Here is a 15,129-nt window from a genome sequence, read left to right on the forward strand (position 1 = left end):
TCGGTATTATTACTAAAACGTCATTGCGAGGAAAATTACGAAGTAATTGACGAAGCAATCTCGTGCCAAAATCCTGAGATTGCTATGCTCCTTTCAGTCGCTCGCAATGACGTTAAACAACATAAACCACTCACATGAAAATCTTAGCAGGCAGTAGTAATAAGTTACTCGCATCTCGTTTAGCTATAGCATTAAATATAAAATATATTGAGCCGAGAATTACCTATTTCAATGATTCCGAAATAAAAGTAGAAATTCAAGAATCGTTTCATAATGAAGATATAATCATAGTACAATCCACATCAAAACCCGTTAATGATCGCTTAATTGAGCTGTTCTTGCTAGTAGATGCAGCAAAAAAAGCGGGAGCAAATCGAATAATTTTGGTAATGCCTTATTTCGGTTATGCAAGGCAAGATAATATAAATTCTCAAAATATAATTCCTGCTAAGTTAATAGCAGATTTTTTAGAGAAGCTCGGAGTAAACCATGTAATTACTATTGATTTACACTCCGATAAAATAGAGAAATTTTTTAATATTCCTGTTTCTAAATCTTGAACCTATAAATTTATATATCCCGTTTTTAAGAACTTATAGCAATTTCGTCATAGTTGCACCTGATAAAGGCAGTATTAATCGAGTTCAAAAAATTAGTAATTTACTAAATATAGATTCAGCTTATATAAACAAAGAAAGGGATATAAATAATAATTGCGAGATGATATCAATAACAGGTAGTGTAGAAGGCAAAAATTGCATATTAATTGATGATATTATAGATAGCGGCGAAACAATAGTAAAAGCAGCGAGATTTTTAAAAGAACACACGGTTTTATCGGTTAGTGCTTTTTTATAACTCATGCAGTGCTTTCTGCCGTCTCTAAAGATAAAATTGAAAATTCGGTAATAGATAATATTTTTGTTACCGATACTATAGAAGTAGGTGACTTACCTCCAAAATTTCATATAATACCGGTAATGCCAATTATCGTTAAAGAGTTAAGAAATATATTATGAGTTTATGTACTCTAGAAATAAATCTATCTGCAATAAAAAATAATTACCTTTTATTACAAGATATTTGCAAAACCTCGTTAGTCGGTGCTGCCGTTAAAGCTGATGGTTACGGACTTGGAGCAATGCAAATTTCTAAAGCTTTAATAGAAGAAAATTGTAAGCATTTTTTTGTGGCCTCAAGTGAAGAAGGAGTGAATTTACGCAAAGCACTAAGTAATGATGCAAATATTTTAGTTCTTAACGGAGTTTTTGAGCATGATGCTTTAGAGCTTATAGAATATAATTTAACACCTGTTCTAAATAACTTAAAACAAATAGAAATTTGGCAAAAATTCGGTAATTTGAAAAACCGATTATTGCCTTGTGATTTACATTTCAATACGGGGATTAATCGTCTTGGCTTAAGCTCTGATGAGATAGAGCAGCTAATTAATGATCGTGATTTATTAAAAGGGCTAGATTTACAATATATTATAAGCCATCTAGCTATATCCGAGGAAATAGATAATCCTTATAATCTAGAACAATTAAACAGATTTAAAGCTTATTTACAATATTTTCCGAACGTCAAAGCAAGCCTTGCTAATTCCGGCGGCATATTTTTAGGACAGGATTACCATTTTGATTTAGCAAGACCAGGGGCAGCCTTATACGGACTTAACCCTGTAATGAAAAATCCTGTAACCTTAAAAGCCCCAATAATCCACTTACAGAATTTGACACTAGATAGCCATATCGGTTATAATATGACTTTTACAACTAAGCGTGATAGTGTCATTGCAACGTTACCGCTTGGTTATGCTGACGGATATAGCCGTAATTTTAGTAATCAAGGCGAGGTGTTTATTAACGGTCGCAGTGTTCCTATAGTAGGGCGAGTATCGATGGATTTGATAAATATCGATGTTACTGATCTACCACCATCCGATATTTTTCTAGGGCAGGAAGCGGAAATTATCGGAAATCATTGCACGCCCGATAAAATAGCAAGTATTATAGGTACTATCGGGTATGAGGTATTGACTAGTCTCAGTAGTAGATATAAGAGGGTTTATAAGTAAGCGTCATTGCGAGGAAATTACGAAGTAATTGACGAAGCAATCTCAGGAATTTGTTATTATGTCATGAGATTGCCACGCAGCCTACGGCTGCCCGCAATGACGATTTAGATAACAATTATAAAACAAAAAAATATACATAAATGTTATTAAATATAGCTAATTCGGTCGGTAAACGTACTATAAAGTTTGCACAAAGTGTAGGCAGTTTTTCTCTATTTAGCTTTGCTGCCGTTAGCAGTATCATAAGACCGCCTTTATATTTGAGTTTAATCATCAGACAATTATTATTTATCGGGTTTCACTCGCTTCCGGTTGTTGCGATGACAACTTTTTTCTCAGGTGCAGTACTTGCATTACAGAGTTATACCGGTTTTTCCCGTTTCTCAGCTGAAAGTTCCATTGCAACGGTAGTAGTATTGTCGCTGACTAGAGAGCTTGGACCGGTACTTGCGGGGTTAATGGTAGCGGGAAGAGTCGGGGCATCAATCGCCGCCGAAATAGCAACAATGAGAGTAACGGAGCAGGTAGATGCTTTATATACTTTATCTACCGATCCTATTAAATATTTAGTTTTTCCAAGAGTAATAGCAGCTATTATTACAATGCCTTATCTTGTTTTAATCGGGGATATAATTGGTGTTATGGGCGGTTATTTGGTAGGGGTATATAAACTTGATTTTAATAGTTCAGCTTATTTAACCAGTACTTTTCAGTATTTAGAGCCGATTGACGTAATTTCCGGTCTTGTTAAAGCGGGAGTTTTTGGGTTTATTATTTCTATAATAAGTTGCTATAGCGGCTATTATTCAGGTAAAGGGGCTAAGGGAGTTGGAAGAGCAACTACCTCGGCAGTAGTAAATTCTTCTATCCTTATCTTAATAAGCAATTATTTAATAACCGAATTATTTTTTAAAGTATAGATATGAGTGAAAAAGAAGAGTTTAAAATTAAAATTCAGTCATTGTATAAATCATTTGCTAATCATAAGGTGTTAGACGGAATAGATTTGGATGTAAAAAAGGGCAGTTCATTAGTTATTTTAGGTGGTTCCGGTAGCGGCAAATCTGTTCTAATTAAAAATATAGTAGGATTGATTAAACCTGATAAAGGTAAAATTTTTATTGATAATGTAGAAATCCAAGATATCTCAAGTAAACAAAAATTTGAGATTATGGACGGTATAGGTTTTTTATTCCAAGGCGGAGCATTATTTGACTCCTTAAATATATGTGATAATATTACTTTCGAGACTAAAAAATTATCTAAGAAAGAAAAAAACGACCTTGCCGGTGCAAAGCTTAATTCCGTCGGTTTATCCCCTAGAATACTCGATCTTTACCCTTCCGAATTATCGGGAGGAATGCAAAAAAGAGTAGCCCTTGCTAGGGCTATTTGTAGTACACCGTCGATTTTATTTCTTGATGAACCGACCACAGGGCTTGATCCTATAATGGCAAATGTTATCAACGAATTAATTATAAAAATCCAAGAAGAGTTAGGGGCAACTACGATTACTATAACTCATGATATGATTAGTGCCGAAAAAATAGCTAAAGAAGTAGCTATGATTTATCAAGGGAAAATTAAATGGTATGGCAGTAAAGATGAAATGCGTAATAGTGATAATCCTTATTTAAAACAATTTATAAATGGATTAACTACCGGTCCTATAGAGGTATAAAATGTTTAAGCACTTATTATGTATAGTAATATTTCTAGGTATAAACCTAAATGTTTATGCTATAAATTCTAGCTCTTATACGACAGATGATATAATAAAAATAGTAATTATTCTTGGAATAGTTATTTTAATTTTTAGTCCTGCAAAATTCCGCATAATTGTTATTGGTACTATTTTAGGTTTAGCTTTTGCCTATTTCACGTATAAATACATCGTACCTATCTTTATTTCTTCACTAAATGGACCATAATTATCTCTTGACACTAGGGGAGTATTACTTTATATTTCTTATCTATTGTATATTTATAAGTTTTAAGGTATTTAGCTTATGTCTCATAAGTGCGAACTCACAGGTGTGGGTGTTTTATACGGCAACAATGTATCACATTCTCAGCGTAAAACTAGAAGGCGTTTTGAGCCTAATTTAAGGTCAGTTAAGTTTACAAGTGATATAACAGCCGGAGAATATAGATTATCGGTTAATGCTAGATGTATTAGTTCAGTGGAAAAAGCCGGCGGTTTTGATGCATATATTCTAAAAGCCGATGATAATGTTTTATCTAGTACAGCTAGAGCTATTAAGAAAAAAATAATTCAGACTAAAACGGCGAAATCATTATGAAAAGCGGTATACATCCAGAATATAAAAAGTTTTTGATTAAAGTAGGAAGCGATGTTTTTGAAACAATGTCTACTCATCCTACAGGTGAAATTTTAATGGATGTTGATTTTAGAAAGCATCCGGCATGGAATAAAGATTCCGGAAATGTAGTAAATCAATCGAACAAAAGTGTTAGTGATTTCAATAAAAGATTCTCAGGTCTTTCTTTCGGTAGTAAGAAAGAAGCTAGTTAGGCTTATATTTCTTGGATTCATTATAAGAAAGTTATGCTTTGTTGCGTGGATCGTGTTATGTCATTCCCGCGTAGGCGGGAATCCAGAAAAATAACTTCAATATTGATATAGAAGTTACATATTTGATAAAATAAATATATAAAGAACTTGTTTTTTATATGTTTTACTGGATGCCTGCGATCAACGGAATGACATCCAACACGTTATAATGGTCCATGTAACAAGGCTTTTAGTTGTATAGCTTATGACGGTTTTATCATACGAGAATGATATCTTAAACGTTCAGGGAGTCAAGTCACAATATAACACAGATAAATTGTCAATTCTCAATTATTGCGGGGTGGAGCAGCTCGGTAGCTCGTCAGGCTCATAACCTGAAGGTCGTTGGTTCAAATCCAGCCCCCGCTACCATATTTTTTCAATGTCATTCTGGCTCACTTATAGCGTATTGCATGACTCGTGTTATGTCATTCCCGCCTACGCGGGAATGACATCGCACAGGTTTTTCGAGCCATGCAATAAAGCCTTCAGTCGTTCCGCAATGACGACTCGGTATCCACGCAACAATGCCTAATTACATCCAATACGAAAGCAAATTATGACTACTCAGAAAATAGTGCCTACAAAATCGACTGATGGCAGTAAGCTTTTTCGTCATCAAGCTAAATTTGTAGCCGGTGCTATGAATATAAATCAAATCCCCAATTTTTCATTACCGGAAATTGCTTTTGTCGGTAAGTCAAATGTCGGCAAATCAAGCCTAATAAACACGATATGTAATAATAAAAATCTTGCTAAAGTTTCTAATACTCCGGGGCGTACTAGACAAATCAATTTCTTTAACCTTGCAGATAAACTTATTATAGTTGATCTTCCCGGTTATGGTTTTGCTAATGTTCCTATATCAGTCAAAGAGCAGTGGAAAGTGTTAATTAGTTATTATTTACGAAATAGTCATAATTTAAGGTTAGTTAACTTATTGATTGATTCAAGAAGGGGTATAAAAGAAAACGATAAGAAAGTAGCTGAGCTATTACTTGCAAATAAAAGAGAATTTCAAATTATTTTCACAAAATCGGATAAAGTTACGGATCATAAAAACCTTAACGATGAAGCACAGAATTTTCTTGCAACTTTAAACTACTCATGTAATGTTATATATGTAAGTAGTAGGAGTAAAGAAGGTGCAAGAGAACTTAAAGCTAGTTTGGCAAAATGCATCAAACCTCAAAGGTAAAGAGGAGATAGTATTTCTTCATTAAATAACATTGCTATAATTAAGAATATAATAAAGTGTAGTAGTGAGCTGAAGAGTCAAGCAATAGTTCTAAAATTACCTGCTACTATTATTATTGACGATAAATTATTTACGGCTTTTATTGAATCTATTAGATTGCTTGAGATGTGTGGTGCTAGAATATATATAGTACATGATCATATTGATTTACGAAGTTCGTCTTTAATATCACAAATAGATGGAAATTTTAGTCAAAAAATTAGTAAAATAAGCGATTATAGTTCTCTAAATAATCCTATTATTATGGAAATTTTATCCAGTTACGTTAACAAGCTTATAGTAACAAAGTTAAGTAGTATAGGTTGTTATGCAGTTGGTATTTCGGGTAAGGATGCTAATTTACTGCAAGCAAAAAAATCAAAATTATCTCACCGAAAAATTGTAAATCATGATGTTATAAATGTTGGTTTTTTAAGCAAGTCTATTATGATTAATCTGGAAATTTTATTAAATTTTGAAGATAATAATATTATACCCGTGATAGCACCGTTTGCTAACGATGATCAGGAGAAAACGCATTTATTAAATGTTAACTTAACGGTAGCAACAATTGCTTCTGCATTAAGTGCGGAACATTTAATATTGCCATATGAGATATTACAGGTATCCGAGACGTTTCCATATAATATAAAAATACGAGATATTAACTTGTTGAAATCAATGTTAGATGATAGTAATAATTTCATCGAAGAAGAATTAATTAAGATAGCAGTTAATGCACTTGAAAATAATAACGGTTACGTACATTTTGTGAATAGTGAAGTACCGAATTCAATATTGTCAACTATGTTTGATATTAATATAAATTAATAGAGGTTTTTTATGGCAGGAGCATTAGCATCTGATCTTTTATTTGTAGGGTTAACTAGACCGCCGATGATATTTGGAGTAAGTATTAAGTTTGCTGCATTAAATATGATAATGACGATGATAGTATTTATTTGGAATAACGGCATTATGATTTTATTCATTGCAACTGCTTTGCATTTGGTAGCTTATATTATATGTTTTAAAGAACCGAGATTCATAGAGCTATATTTAAATAAAATGTCAAGAACTAGCCAATGTCCTAATAAATTTTACTACGGAGCAAATTCGTATAGTATTTGATGATGTATATGTCTCTAAAATCGTCATTGCGAGCAGCCGTAGGCTGCATGGCAATCTCATGAAACAGCATAAAATTTCTGAGATTGCCACGTCGAGGCTTCGCCTCTCCTCGCAATGACAAAATAAATCAAAATAGTTAAATCAGGTGAGGTAATGAAGTTATTTAGAACTAGAGCAGCTAAAGAATTGAGGTCTAAACAAGAAAGACCCACTTCGCATTTTATTCCTTATAAATGTCATTGGGATAGTAATACTATTTTAACGAAAGATAATTCTTTATTACAAGTTATTAAAATAAACGGATTTTCTTTTGAAACTGCCGATGATGAAGATCTAGATATTAAAAAGAATATCAGAAATGCCTTACTTAAAAATATGGCTTCGGGAAATATCATTATGTATTTCCATACTATTAGAAGACGTAAAGCAGTAATATTTGACGATACGGAATTTACTTATGATCCTACCGTAAAAGTCCCTAATGATTTTATTACTTATTTAGGTGCAGAATGGCGTAAGAAACATGCGGGTGCTAGGTCGTTTTTTAATGAATTATATATTAGTATTTTATATAAGCCTGATACTGGCGGTGCTGCTATAGTTGAGTATTTTCTAAAGAAGCTTAGACAAAAATCTAATAAAACTGCTTGGGAAAACGACATGAAAGAGATGAAAGAAAATCTTCAAGAAATATCAACTAGAGTGGTTAATACACTCAGAAGTTATGGAACAAGATTACTTGGAGTTCGTCAAACGCAGTCAGGTAGTTATTGCGAAATTTTAGAATTCCTTTCATCTTTAATTAATTGCGGCGATTCACCAGGTCCTATAGCATTACCGCGTGGTACTATTGACGAATATTTACCGACTCATCGCTTATTTTTTGATTCTCGTACTATTGAAGCAAGAAGTCCGCTTGGCAAGAAATATGCCGGAATGATCAGTATACTTGAATACGGTCCTAATACTTCGGCAGGAATTTTTGACGGATTCCTGCAAATGCCTTTTGAATTTGTCATGACACAAAGCTTTGTCTTTGCTAATAGAACCATAGCGATCGGTAAAATGCAATTACAGCAAAATAGAATGATACAATCCGGTGACAAGGCTACTTCACAAATTGCTGAAATCAATACGGCCCTTGATATGGCTACTAGCGGTGATATCGGTTTTGGTGAGCATCATTTATCGCTTTTATGTTCCGCAAATAATATTAAAGCTTTGGAAGATATATTGTCAATGGCAGCAGTTGAGCTTTCTAATTCAGGAATTCAGCCGGTTAGAGAAAAAGTTAACATGGAACCTAGCTATTGGGGACAGTTGCCAGGAAATATGGATTATATAGTGCGTAAATCCACTATAAATACTCTTAATATGGCTAGCTTTGCCTCACAACATAATTATCCGCTCGGTAAAATTAGAGATAACCATTGGGGAGAATATGTCACAGTACTTGATACTACTTCAGGTACGCCGTTTTATTTTAATTTCCATGTAAGGGATGTTGGACATACTCTAATTATCGGTCCAACCGGTGCCGGTAAAACAGTTCTTATGAATTTCTTATGTGCTGAAGCACAAAAATTCAAACCTCGTATGTTCTTTTTTGATAAAGATCGAGGAGCAGAAATATTTATACGTGCTTTAAACGGAGTTTATACAGTAATTGATCCGGGCTTAAAATGCAACTTTAACCCTTTACAACTTGAAGATACTAGTGAGAATAGAACGTTTATTTTAGAGTGGCTTCGCGTGCTTGTAACTTCTAACGGTGAAAGTTTAACTGCACAAGATAATAAAATCTTATCTCAAGCGGTAAGCGGTAATTTTAGATTAGAAAGAAAAGACAGAAAGCTTAGTAATGTTATAGCATTTCTTGGTATTGATACACCAAATAGTTTGGCAAGTAGGATTGCAATGTGGGTTGGTAAAGGTTCACACGCTAAGATATTTGACAATGAAATAGATAATATTGATTTACAAAAAGCAAGGGTATTCGGTTTTGATATGACTGAATTACTTAAAGATCCTATAAGCCTTGCACCGGTATTGTTATATATTTTCCATCGTATTAATATCTCTTTAGATGGGCAGAAAACTATGATAGTGCTTGATGAAGCATGGGCTTTAATCGATAATCCGGTGTTTGCACCTAAGATCAAAGATTGGTTAAAAGTGTTGAGAAAATTAAATACTTTTGTTATATTTGCTACGCAGAGTGTTGAAGATGCCGCAAAAAGTAGAATTAGTGATACGTTGATTCAACAAACAGCTACGCAGATTTTTTTACCTAATTTGAAAGCTACGGATATTTATCGTAGTGCATTTATGTTAAGTCAGCGAGAATATATTTTAATTAAAACTACCGACCCTACTACACGTTATTTTTTAATAAAACAAGGAATAGATGCCGTAGTTGCCAAAGTTAACTTAGACGGTATGAATAATATAATTAGTGTTTTATCTGGCAGAGTTGAGACTGTAATATTGCTCGATCAAATTAGAGAGAAATACGGCAATAATCCGGATAAGTGGTTACCTATATTTTATGAAGCAGTTAAAACATTATAGCTTCCTGTTTGTCATCCCGCGGCTTGACTGCGGGATCTTGTCTCACAGACTATGTCCTGAGATCCCGTGGCTTGTCCACGGGATGACATTTTTACAATACGAGGCAAGTAACTAGTGATGAAATTATTTCCTCGTAGTATACTTATAACATTAGTACTAAGCTTTATCCTAAATTTAGGGTTAGTTACTAAAACTCATGCTAAAGATACTCTTGATAGCATTGTAGATGTTTTAAACGGTTTAACTTGCGAAACTCAAGGCGTAGGTGATTTATTACGTAGTGAATTCTCTCATACATGTATTGTTGCTCCGTTCTTTACTTTTGCGGTAATGAATCTTGTTTCTCCCGTCTTATACATGAATACGTTTTTAAAGCTTAAAATAAATGATAAAGATTTATTTAACGATAGTAAGTTTGGAAATTTTCCAGGAGGTCAATGTACTCGTGAAAACAGAATTGATCCTAAAAATCCGGAATTACGTTTTGCTTTATGTAGTAATGCTAAACTAATTGTAGCTAGAGCAGGAGCTGTTTTAGAATCGGCACTTGCTATTGCTAAAGCCGTATTAACAGGTAGTGATCCTTGGGATGATATAAAAAAAGCGTGGGAAAATAATAAGAAAGATTATTATGTTCCATATAGCGGTAAGCCCGGTGATGACGGTTTTGCATTTGATGTAGGCTTCCCTGTAATATATTGGAAAGTTATTCAAGATAAAGATAGAATATGTGTCTCAACAAAGGGGTTTACAGGATACGTTCCCGTCGGCTGTAAATACATGAAAGAGCCGTTTCCAAAATCCATGTATAATAGCTTTATGGATGTAGCAGATAAGGATTTGATTGAAGATCCAAATGAAACGCCTACCGATCCTTTAGCCTTAGTTTCCTGTAGTGCAGCAGGTGGAGGATGCTATCAAAAAGCTTATAATGCTTCAAAAACTGCAGTAGTCATGACTTCTCCTCTTATAGAGTGTATGAGGCAAATGATTACTAGATTACTAATTAGTAAAGATGTTTGTAGTTTTGATAATGTAAGCCAAGTGGTTAATTTGGCTTCAAGGCAAGATAGTGCATTATTTCAGTTCCAAGTAGGAATGTATAAAATAGTTACGGCTTTTCTAACTTTATATGTTATGTTTTTTGGCTTTAAACTGTTACTTGCAGGTGAAGTACCGCCAAAAAGTGAGTATATAAATTTTATATTGAAAATGATATTCGTAACTTATTTTTCAATAGGAATTAATATAACCCCTGGTAATGGCTCTCCGTATGACCGGTTAGACGGTATGATTCAGTGGGCGTTTCCTTTCTTACTTGACGGTATAAACGGTTTAGCAAGTTGGGTTATGAATGCTGCTCCGTCCGGTTTATGTAAATTTAACAATCTTTCTTATGACGGTACCGTTTCTTATATTGCATTATGGGATGCATTAGATTGTAGGGTAGCTCATTATTTAGGGCTTGATATATTATCTACGTTACTTGTCGAAAATGCTTATCGAAGCCATGATTTTTTAAATTTTGATTTCTTTAGTTTTAGTGCTCCACCATATATTTATTTGCTAATTCCGGCGATAATCTCCGGTAATATGATGTTAGTGTCACTCGCTCTTTCGTATCCGTTACTTGTGATTTCGGTTGCTGCCTTTATGGTTAATGCAACGATTATGTGTATGATATCTATAGTAATACTCGGTATTTTAGCTCCTCTTTTTGTACCCATGTTTTTATTCACGTATACACGAAATTATTTTGATAGCTGGGTTAAACTAATGATCTCGTTCTTGCTACAGCCTATGGTGATAGTTACTTTTATGATCACGATGTTTTCGGTATATGATTATGGTTTCTACGGTAAATGTCAATATAAGAGCAAGTTAATTCACAATAGTATAGAAAATCTTGCACAGGGTGGTACTTCAAGCCGTGATGTTTTGATATTTTATATTAATAATGATTGGGATGATATATCACAATATCCTAAAAAAGAGGACGCAGAAAATTGTCAAAATAGTTTAGGTTATATGTTAAATAACCCTATTACCACGGCATTTAATTTTGCAAAAGATAGTGTAAGTGAAATTGTCGATAGTAAACCGGGCGATACCCCTACCGATAAATTTCTTGCTAAATTCCAGTTTTTATCGGGAGTAGTTTTGGATCCCGGAATGTTTTTCATGTCTCCAAAAGTGCTTTTTGAGAAAATTAAAAATATTTTGCTTGCGTTAGTTACGGCATGTTTTACATTGTATTTGATGTATAATTTTAGTAGTCAGCTAGCTGAATTTGCTGCAGATATGACAGAAGGAGTAGCTCTTAATAATGTTGCTATAAAACCGCAAGCAATATTTAAGGCAGCTATGGCAGTACTTGCTACTGCGGGTGCTGCAACTAAGGGTCTCGATCAGGTAGCAAGCAGGGGAGGAGGAATAAGTGATTTAAAAGCCGGTCAAGGTGGAGGAGCAAGTGATTTAGAGGTAGGTAAAGGCGGACTACCAAATGATAATATTGCTGCAAGCGGAGGTACGTCGACACCTGCGGTAACAACGCCGACAGCTTCATCTTCTGTAGCAACTTCTAGCCCAAAAACTGTAAGTAGTGAAGCAAGATCGGATATTGTTACTCCTCCTCCTGCTCCTCCAGAAGCTGTTTCACCACCGCCTGCTAGTATTAGAACTTCTATTTCTACACCTGTACCACAAAGTAATATTGAAGCCGAAAGTGTTGGAAAAATCATAAGAGATAATAATCAAGAAAGTAAAAAAGAGATTGATAATACTCCGCCTTCACAGGAAAAAGTTGATAATGCAACTCCACAAGAAAAAGTTGACAGCACAAGTAGGGGGTCAGGAGTAATTGATTATAGTTTTAACTTAAAGGAACATGATAATCCGACAGGAGTAAAGCAGATACGGGAAAATGCAGAGATTCGTGATAAACGTGCAGAAGTAGAGAAAGTGTGGAACGAATTAGTAGCAAGCAGGGGAGGAAGAATAAGAGATCAGCAAGGTGAAGAAACATCGGAGCGACATGCAAATGCAGAAAAGAAATGGAATGAATTAGTCGATAGCGGTGTAGTAACTGAGATAAGAGAAAGGGATAATAGTGTAACTAATAAATTTGATAAATTAGCTGATGAACTTAATAAGTCAGAAAAAGCAAAGGTAGAAGAAAATAAAAATATAGAAAACGACAGAAAAGAAGATAATACTACTACGTCACCGCAAGAAAAAGTTGACAGTACAAGTAGGGGGTCAGGAGTAATTGATTATAGTTTTAACTTAAAGGAACATGATAATCCGACAGGAGTAAAGCAGATACGGGAAAATGCAGAGATTCGAGATAAACGTGTAAAAGTAGAAAAAGCATGGAATGAACTAGTAGCAAGCGGAGGAGGAAGAGTAAGAGAACAAGAAGGAGGAGAAATATCAGAACGACGTGCAAATGCTGAAAAAGCATGGGATGAGTTAGTAAAAAGCGGCGTAGTAACAGAAAAAAAAGATAATAGTTCTAATGAAAACTCTTAAAACCTTAAAGATATTTATTATAGTTTATATAGCGTCTGTAAGCTTAGCTAGCTTTGCCAGCTTTGGAGAGTCATGTTCTAGTTTACCGACTACTTCAGATGGGTATTTAGAAACGGACACGGCATATGGCTATATAATTCGTAATATTGATATGAAAGATCCAAGAGGTAATTGTAACTCAGTTGCGTCTAGTATAACGTTTTGTTTTAAAAATGTAGAAGGTAGTAGTAGCCCTTGCACCATGTATACTTTAAATGAAGGTGACTCTAGGAAGATTAGTGATTTAAGTACTGATAATAATCCTGATCTTGGAGCAAATCCTGTATTAAAGAATATCGTTTTAACGGTTAAAAAATGGGATAATGATCTATGTTTAGTTATGCCTACGTCAAGGGGACCGATGCCGGTAGCATGTAAATCTTTAAGTGTTACTCCACCGCCTACTCCGCCTGATGATGAAAATTGTAATATAGGAAAAAGTTGCTATACGGGAGCAAATTATAGTCAATCGTTAATTAATTTTTCCGGTCTTGCAGTTCAGTGTTTGAGCGAAACGCTTAATAAAGTATTTTTTGCCGGAAATGGTTGTAGTTCTCAAGATCAAAATTCTAGAATAACTAATCTTGCTGCTTTTTCTACATTTCAAGGTTATTTAAAGAGAACTATAGGTGCGGCACTAATTCTTTATACTATGTTTTTTGCCTTTAATATGGCTCTAAATAAAGAATATGCAAGTACTGAAAAAATAGCTCTTTTTGTAATAAAATTCTTATTTGTTGCTTATTTTTCTATCGGTCTTGGACCTTTAGATTTTAGCGGAGGTCAGCCGACAAAAGAAAACGGTATGTTAAAATATGGATTACCTCTTTTGACGGGAGCAGCACCGGACTTTGCACAGATGATCTTTAATGCAGCAGGTTCTAGAGGATTATGTCAATTTGATAATTCAAAGTATAAGGACGGTTATAAATTTTACGGTTTATGGGACGCTATTGATTGCCGTATAGGTTATTATCTTGGCTTGGATTTACTTTATAATATAGATAAGAATGGAGTTTTAGGGAATTCGATTGGCAATGGTCCCCGTGGTAATAATACACCTATACCTAATTTTGATCCTGATGGTAAAAATAACAGACCGAAAGATTTAAGTAAAGCAGGAGCACTAAGATTTTTTGCCGTTATGTTTGGATTCTTTATGGCCGGAAATGTTATTATACTTGCAGCAGGTTTAGTATTTTCTGTAATATTTTTATCTATACTTTTATATTTTATTACGCATTATTTAGTTTGCATGATTACTATTTACGTTATGACATATATTTCTCCTATATTCATTCCTATGGCTTTATTTACTCGTACAAAAGCTTATTTTGACGGGTGGTTAAAAGTATGTATCTCATGTGCATTGCAGCCGGCAGTAATAGCAGGTTTTATAGCTTTATTAATAACTATGTATGATTCCACAATATTTAAAAATTGTGAATTCCTGAGATATGATTATGAAAAAGGGGATATTAGATTTAGTACTTTTGAGTTAAGGCTTCCTGTCGGCGGGGCAGATAAATGTCAGGAAAGTTTTGGATATAAAATGTTAGAATATTATGCAGGTGAAGGTTGGGAAGAACATTTATTGATACTTTTCCCAATAAAATCAATTGTTAGAGATGTTATATCTATTTTAGCGGAACTTTTATGTGTATTAGTATTTTCGGTTATTTTTTATTACTTCTCTAAATCTATAGGGCGATTTGCTTCTGATTTAACTAATGGTCCTAATATGGATGCAGTAACGGCGAGTCCAACTAAAATCGTTGATTTAGTAAAGAAAGGAGCCGCTTTCCTTAAGGATGCTGCCATGGCTTCGCAAGGTAAGCCGCCGGTAGGAGATAAGCCGGATGCTGGAGGTAAACGCCAAGAAGGACAGAAAGGAGATGATGCACTTGCTACAGAAGGAGGTAGTAGTGCTAAAGACGCCTTATTGACGAGTGGGGGTAAATAATA

At 34.3% G+C, this 15,129-nt stretch carries 15 protein-coding genes, 1 tRNA gene and 1 pseudogene; 16 read left to right on the plus strand and 1 reads right to left on the minus strand.

The genetic code is table 11. The features are described 5' to 3' along the window. Positions 1-4: 4 nt before the first annotated feature. A pseudogene (locus tag AB1146_RS08540) lies at positions 5-97 on the minus strand (lytic transglycosylase domain-containing protein); the annotation flags it as partial. Between the two features lie 37 nt (positions 98-134). Between AB1146_RS08540 and prs the strand changes: the two are divergent. The 16 genes from prs (at position 135) to AB1146_RS03570 (ending at position 15,127) form a co-directional block, all read left to right on the plus strand. Next, complete coding sequence (prs, locus tag AB1146_RS03495; protein ID WP_029374849.1) at positions 135-560, plus strand: ribose-phosphate diphosphokinase; 426 nt, start codon at positions 135-137, stop codon at positions 558-560. Between the two features lie 91 nt (positions 561-651). After that, the gene (locus AB1146_RS03500; RefSeq protein WP_232203719.1) at positions 652-858 is read left to right on the plus strand and encodes a phosphoribosyltransferase family protein; all 207 of its coding nucleotides are present in this window, start codon (positions 652-654) and stop codon (positions 856-858) included. 8 nt (positions 859-866) lie between these two features. Next, positions 867-1,019: a hypothetical protein gene (locus AB1146_RS03505; protein WP_232203641.1), complete on the plus strand. Its 153-nt coding sequence runs from the start codon at positions 867-869 to the stop codon at positions 1,017-1,019. Further along, complete coding sequence (locus tag AB1146_RS03510) at positions 1,016-2,080, plus strand: alanine racemase (protein WP_010423994.1); 1,065 nt, start codon at positions 1,016-1,018, stop codon at positions 2,078-2,080. Before AB1146_RS03505 ends, AB1146_RS03510 begins: the two co-directional genes overlap by 4 nt. Positions 2,081-2,220: 140 nt before the next feature. Next, a complete protein-coding gene (locus AB1146_RS03515; RefSeq protein ID WP_010423991.1) occupies positions 2,221-3,000 on the plus strand; it encodes an MlaE family ABC transporter permease in 780 nt (259 codons plus the stop codon). Positions 3,001-3,002: 2 nt separating this feature from the next. Further along, entirely contained in the window at positions 3,003-3,761 is a 759-nt protein-coding gene (locus AB1146_RS03520; RefSeq protein WP_010423988.1) for an ABC transporter ATP-binding protein, read from the plus strand. Between the two features lies 1 nt (position 3,762). Further along, positions 3,763-4,011: a DUF5510 family protein gene (locus AB1146_RS03525; RefSeq protein WP_010423985.1), complete on the plus strand. Its 249-nt coding sequence runs from the start codon at positions 3,763-3,765 to the stop codon at positions 4,009-4,011. Between the two features lie 78 nt (positions 4,012-4,089). After that, on the plus strand, positions 4,090-4,383 hold the full coding sequence (gene rpmB, locus AB1146_RS03530; protein WP_010423982.1) for a 50S ribosomal protein L28: 294 nt from the start codon (positions 4,090-4,092) through the stop codon (positions 4,381-4,383). Next, the gene (gene rpmE / locus AB1146_RS03535) at positions 4,380-4,616 is read left to right on the plus strand and encodes a 50S ribosomal protein L31 (protein ID WP_004996719.1); all 237 of its coding nucleotides are present in this window, start codon (positions 4,380-4,382) and stop codon (positions 4,614-4,616) included. The genes rpmB and rpmE overlap by 4 nt, the downstream gene beginning before the upstream one ends. A 334-nt stretch (positions 4,617-4,950) precedes the next feature. Then, positions 4,951-5,027: transfer RNA gene (locus tag AB1146_RS03540), tRNA-Met, on the plus strand. Positions 5,028-5,214: 187 nt separating this feature from the next. Further along, a complete protein-coding gene (yihA, locus tag AB1146_RS03545) occupies positions 5,215-5,853 on the plus strand; it encodes a ribosome biogenesis GTP-binding protein YihA/YsxC (protein WP_010423978.1) in 639 nt (212 codons plus the stop codon). Positions 5,854-5,922: 69 nt separating this feature from the next. After that, entirely contained in the window at positions 5,923-6,723 is an 801-nt protein-coding gene (locus tag AB1146_RS03550; protein ID WP_029374848.1) for an acetylglutamate kinase, read from the plus strand. 12 nt (positions 6,724-6,735) lie between these two features. Beyond that, positions 6,736-7,023 carry a type IV secretion system protein VirB3 gene (locus AB1146_RS03555; RefSeq protein WP_010423973.1) on the plus strand — a complete coding sequence of 96 codons (288 nt, stop codon included), beginning with the start codon at positions 6,736-6,738 and terminating at the stop codon, positions 7,021-7,023. A gap of 153 nt (positions 7,024-7,176) precedes the next feature. After that, entirely contained in the window at positions 7,177-9,594 is a 2,418-nt protein-coding gene (locus AB1146_RS03560; RefSeq protein ID WP_010423970.1) for a VirB4 family type IV secretion/conjugal transfer ATPase, read from the plus strand. A 117-nt stretch (positions 9,595-9,711) separates the two neighbouring features. Further along, complete coding sequence (locus AB1146_RS03565) at positions 9,712-13,125, plus strand: type IV secretion system protein (protein ID WP_010423967.1); 3,414 nt, start codon at positions 9,712-9,714, stop codon at positions 13,123-13,125. Beyond that, positions 13,112-15,127: a type IV secretion system protein gene (locus tag AB1146_RS03570; protein WP_010423963.1), complete on the plus strand. Its 2,016-nt coding sequence runs from the start codon at positions 13,112-13,114 to the stop codon at positions 15,125-15,127. The genes AB1146_RS03565 and AB1146_RS03570 overlap by 14 nt, the downstream gene beginning before the upstream one ends. Positions 15,128-15,129 lie beyond the last annotated feature (2 nt).

This window comes from Rickettsia helvetica, assembly GCF_963970025.1.
Taxonomy (GTDB): Bacteria; Pseudomonadota; Alphaproteobacteria; order Rickettsiales; family Rickettsiaceae; genus Rickettsia; species Rickettsia helvetica.

Excerpts from the sequence above, each read along its gene's own strand:
- yihA (WP_010423978.1), top strand. The coding sequence starts at position 5,215 with ATGACTACTCAGAAAATAGTGCCTACAAAATCGACTGATGGCAGTAAG.
- AB1146_RS03510 (WP_010423994.1), top strand. The coding sequence starts at position 1,016 with ATGAGTTTATGTACTCTAGAAATAAATCTATCTGCAATAAAAAATAAT.
- AB1146_RS03570 (WP_010423963.1), top strand. The coding sequence starts at position 13,112 with ATGAAAACTCTTAAAACCTTAAAGATATTTATTATAGTTTATATAGCG.
- rpmE (WP_004996719.1), top strand. The coding sequence starts at position 4,380 with ATGAAAAGCGGTATACATCCAGAATATAAAAAGTTTTTGATTAAAGTA.
- AB1146_RS03520 (WP_010423988.1), top strand. The coding sequence starts at position 3,003 with ATGAGTGAAAAAGAAGAGTTTAAAATTAAAATTCAGTCATTGTATAAA.
- rpmB (WP_010423982.1), top strand. The coding sequence starts at position 4,090 with ATGTCTCATAAGTGCGAACTCACAGGTGTGGGTGTTTTATACGGCAAC.
- AB1146_RS03565 (WP_010423967.1), top strand. The coding sequence starts at position 9,712 with ATGAAATTATTTCCTCGTAGTATACTTATAACATTAGTACTAAGCTTT.
- prs (WP_029374849.1), top strand. The coding sequence starts at position 135 with ATGAAAATCTTAGCAGGCAGTAGTAATAAGTTACTCGCATCTCGTTTA.
- AB1146_RS03515 (WP_010423991.1), top strand. The coding sequence starts at position 2,221 with ATGTTATTAAATATAGCTAATTCGGTCGGTAAACGTACTATAAAGTTT.
- AB1146_RS03560 (WP_010423970.1), top strand. The coding sequence starts at position 7,177 with ATGAAGTTATTTAGAACTAGAGCAGCTAAAGAATTGAGGTCTAAACAA.
- AB1146_RS03525 (WP_010423985.1), top strand. The coding sequence starts at position 3,763 with ATGTTTAAGCACTTATTATGTATAGTAATATTTCTAGGTATAAACCTA.
- AB1146_RS03555 (WP_010423973.1), top strand. The coding sequence starts at position 6,736 with ATGGCAGGAGCATTAGCATCTGATCTTTTATTTGTAGGGTTAACTAGA.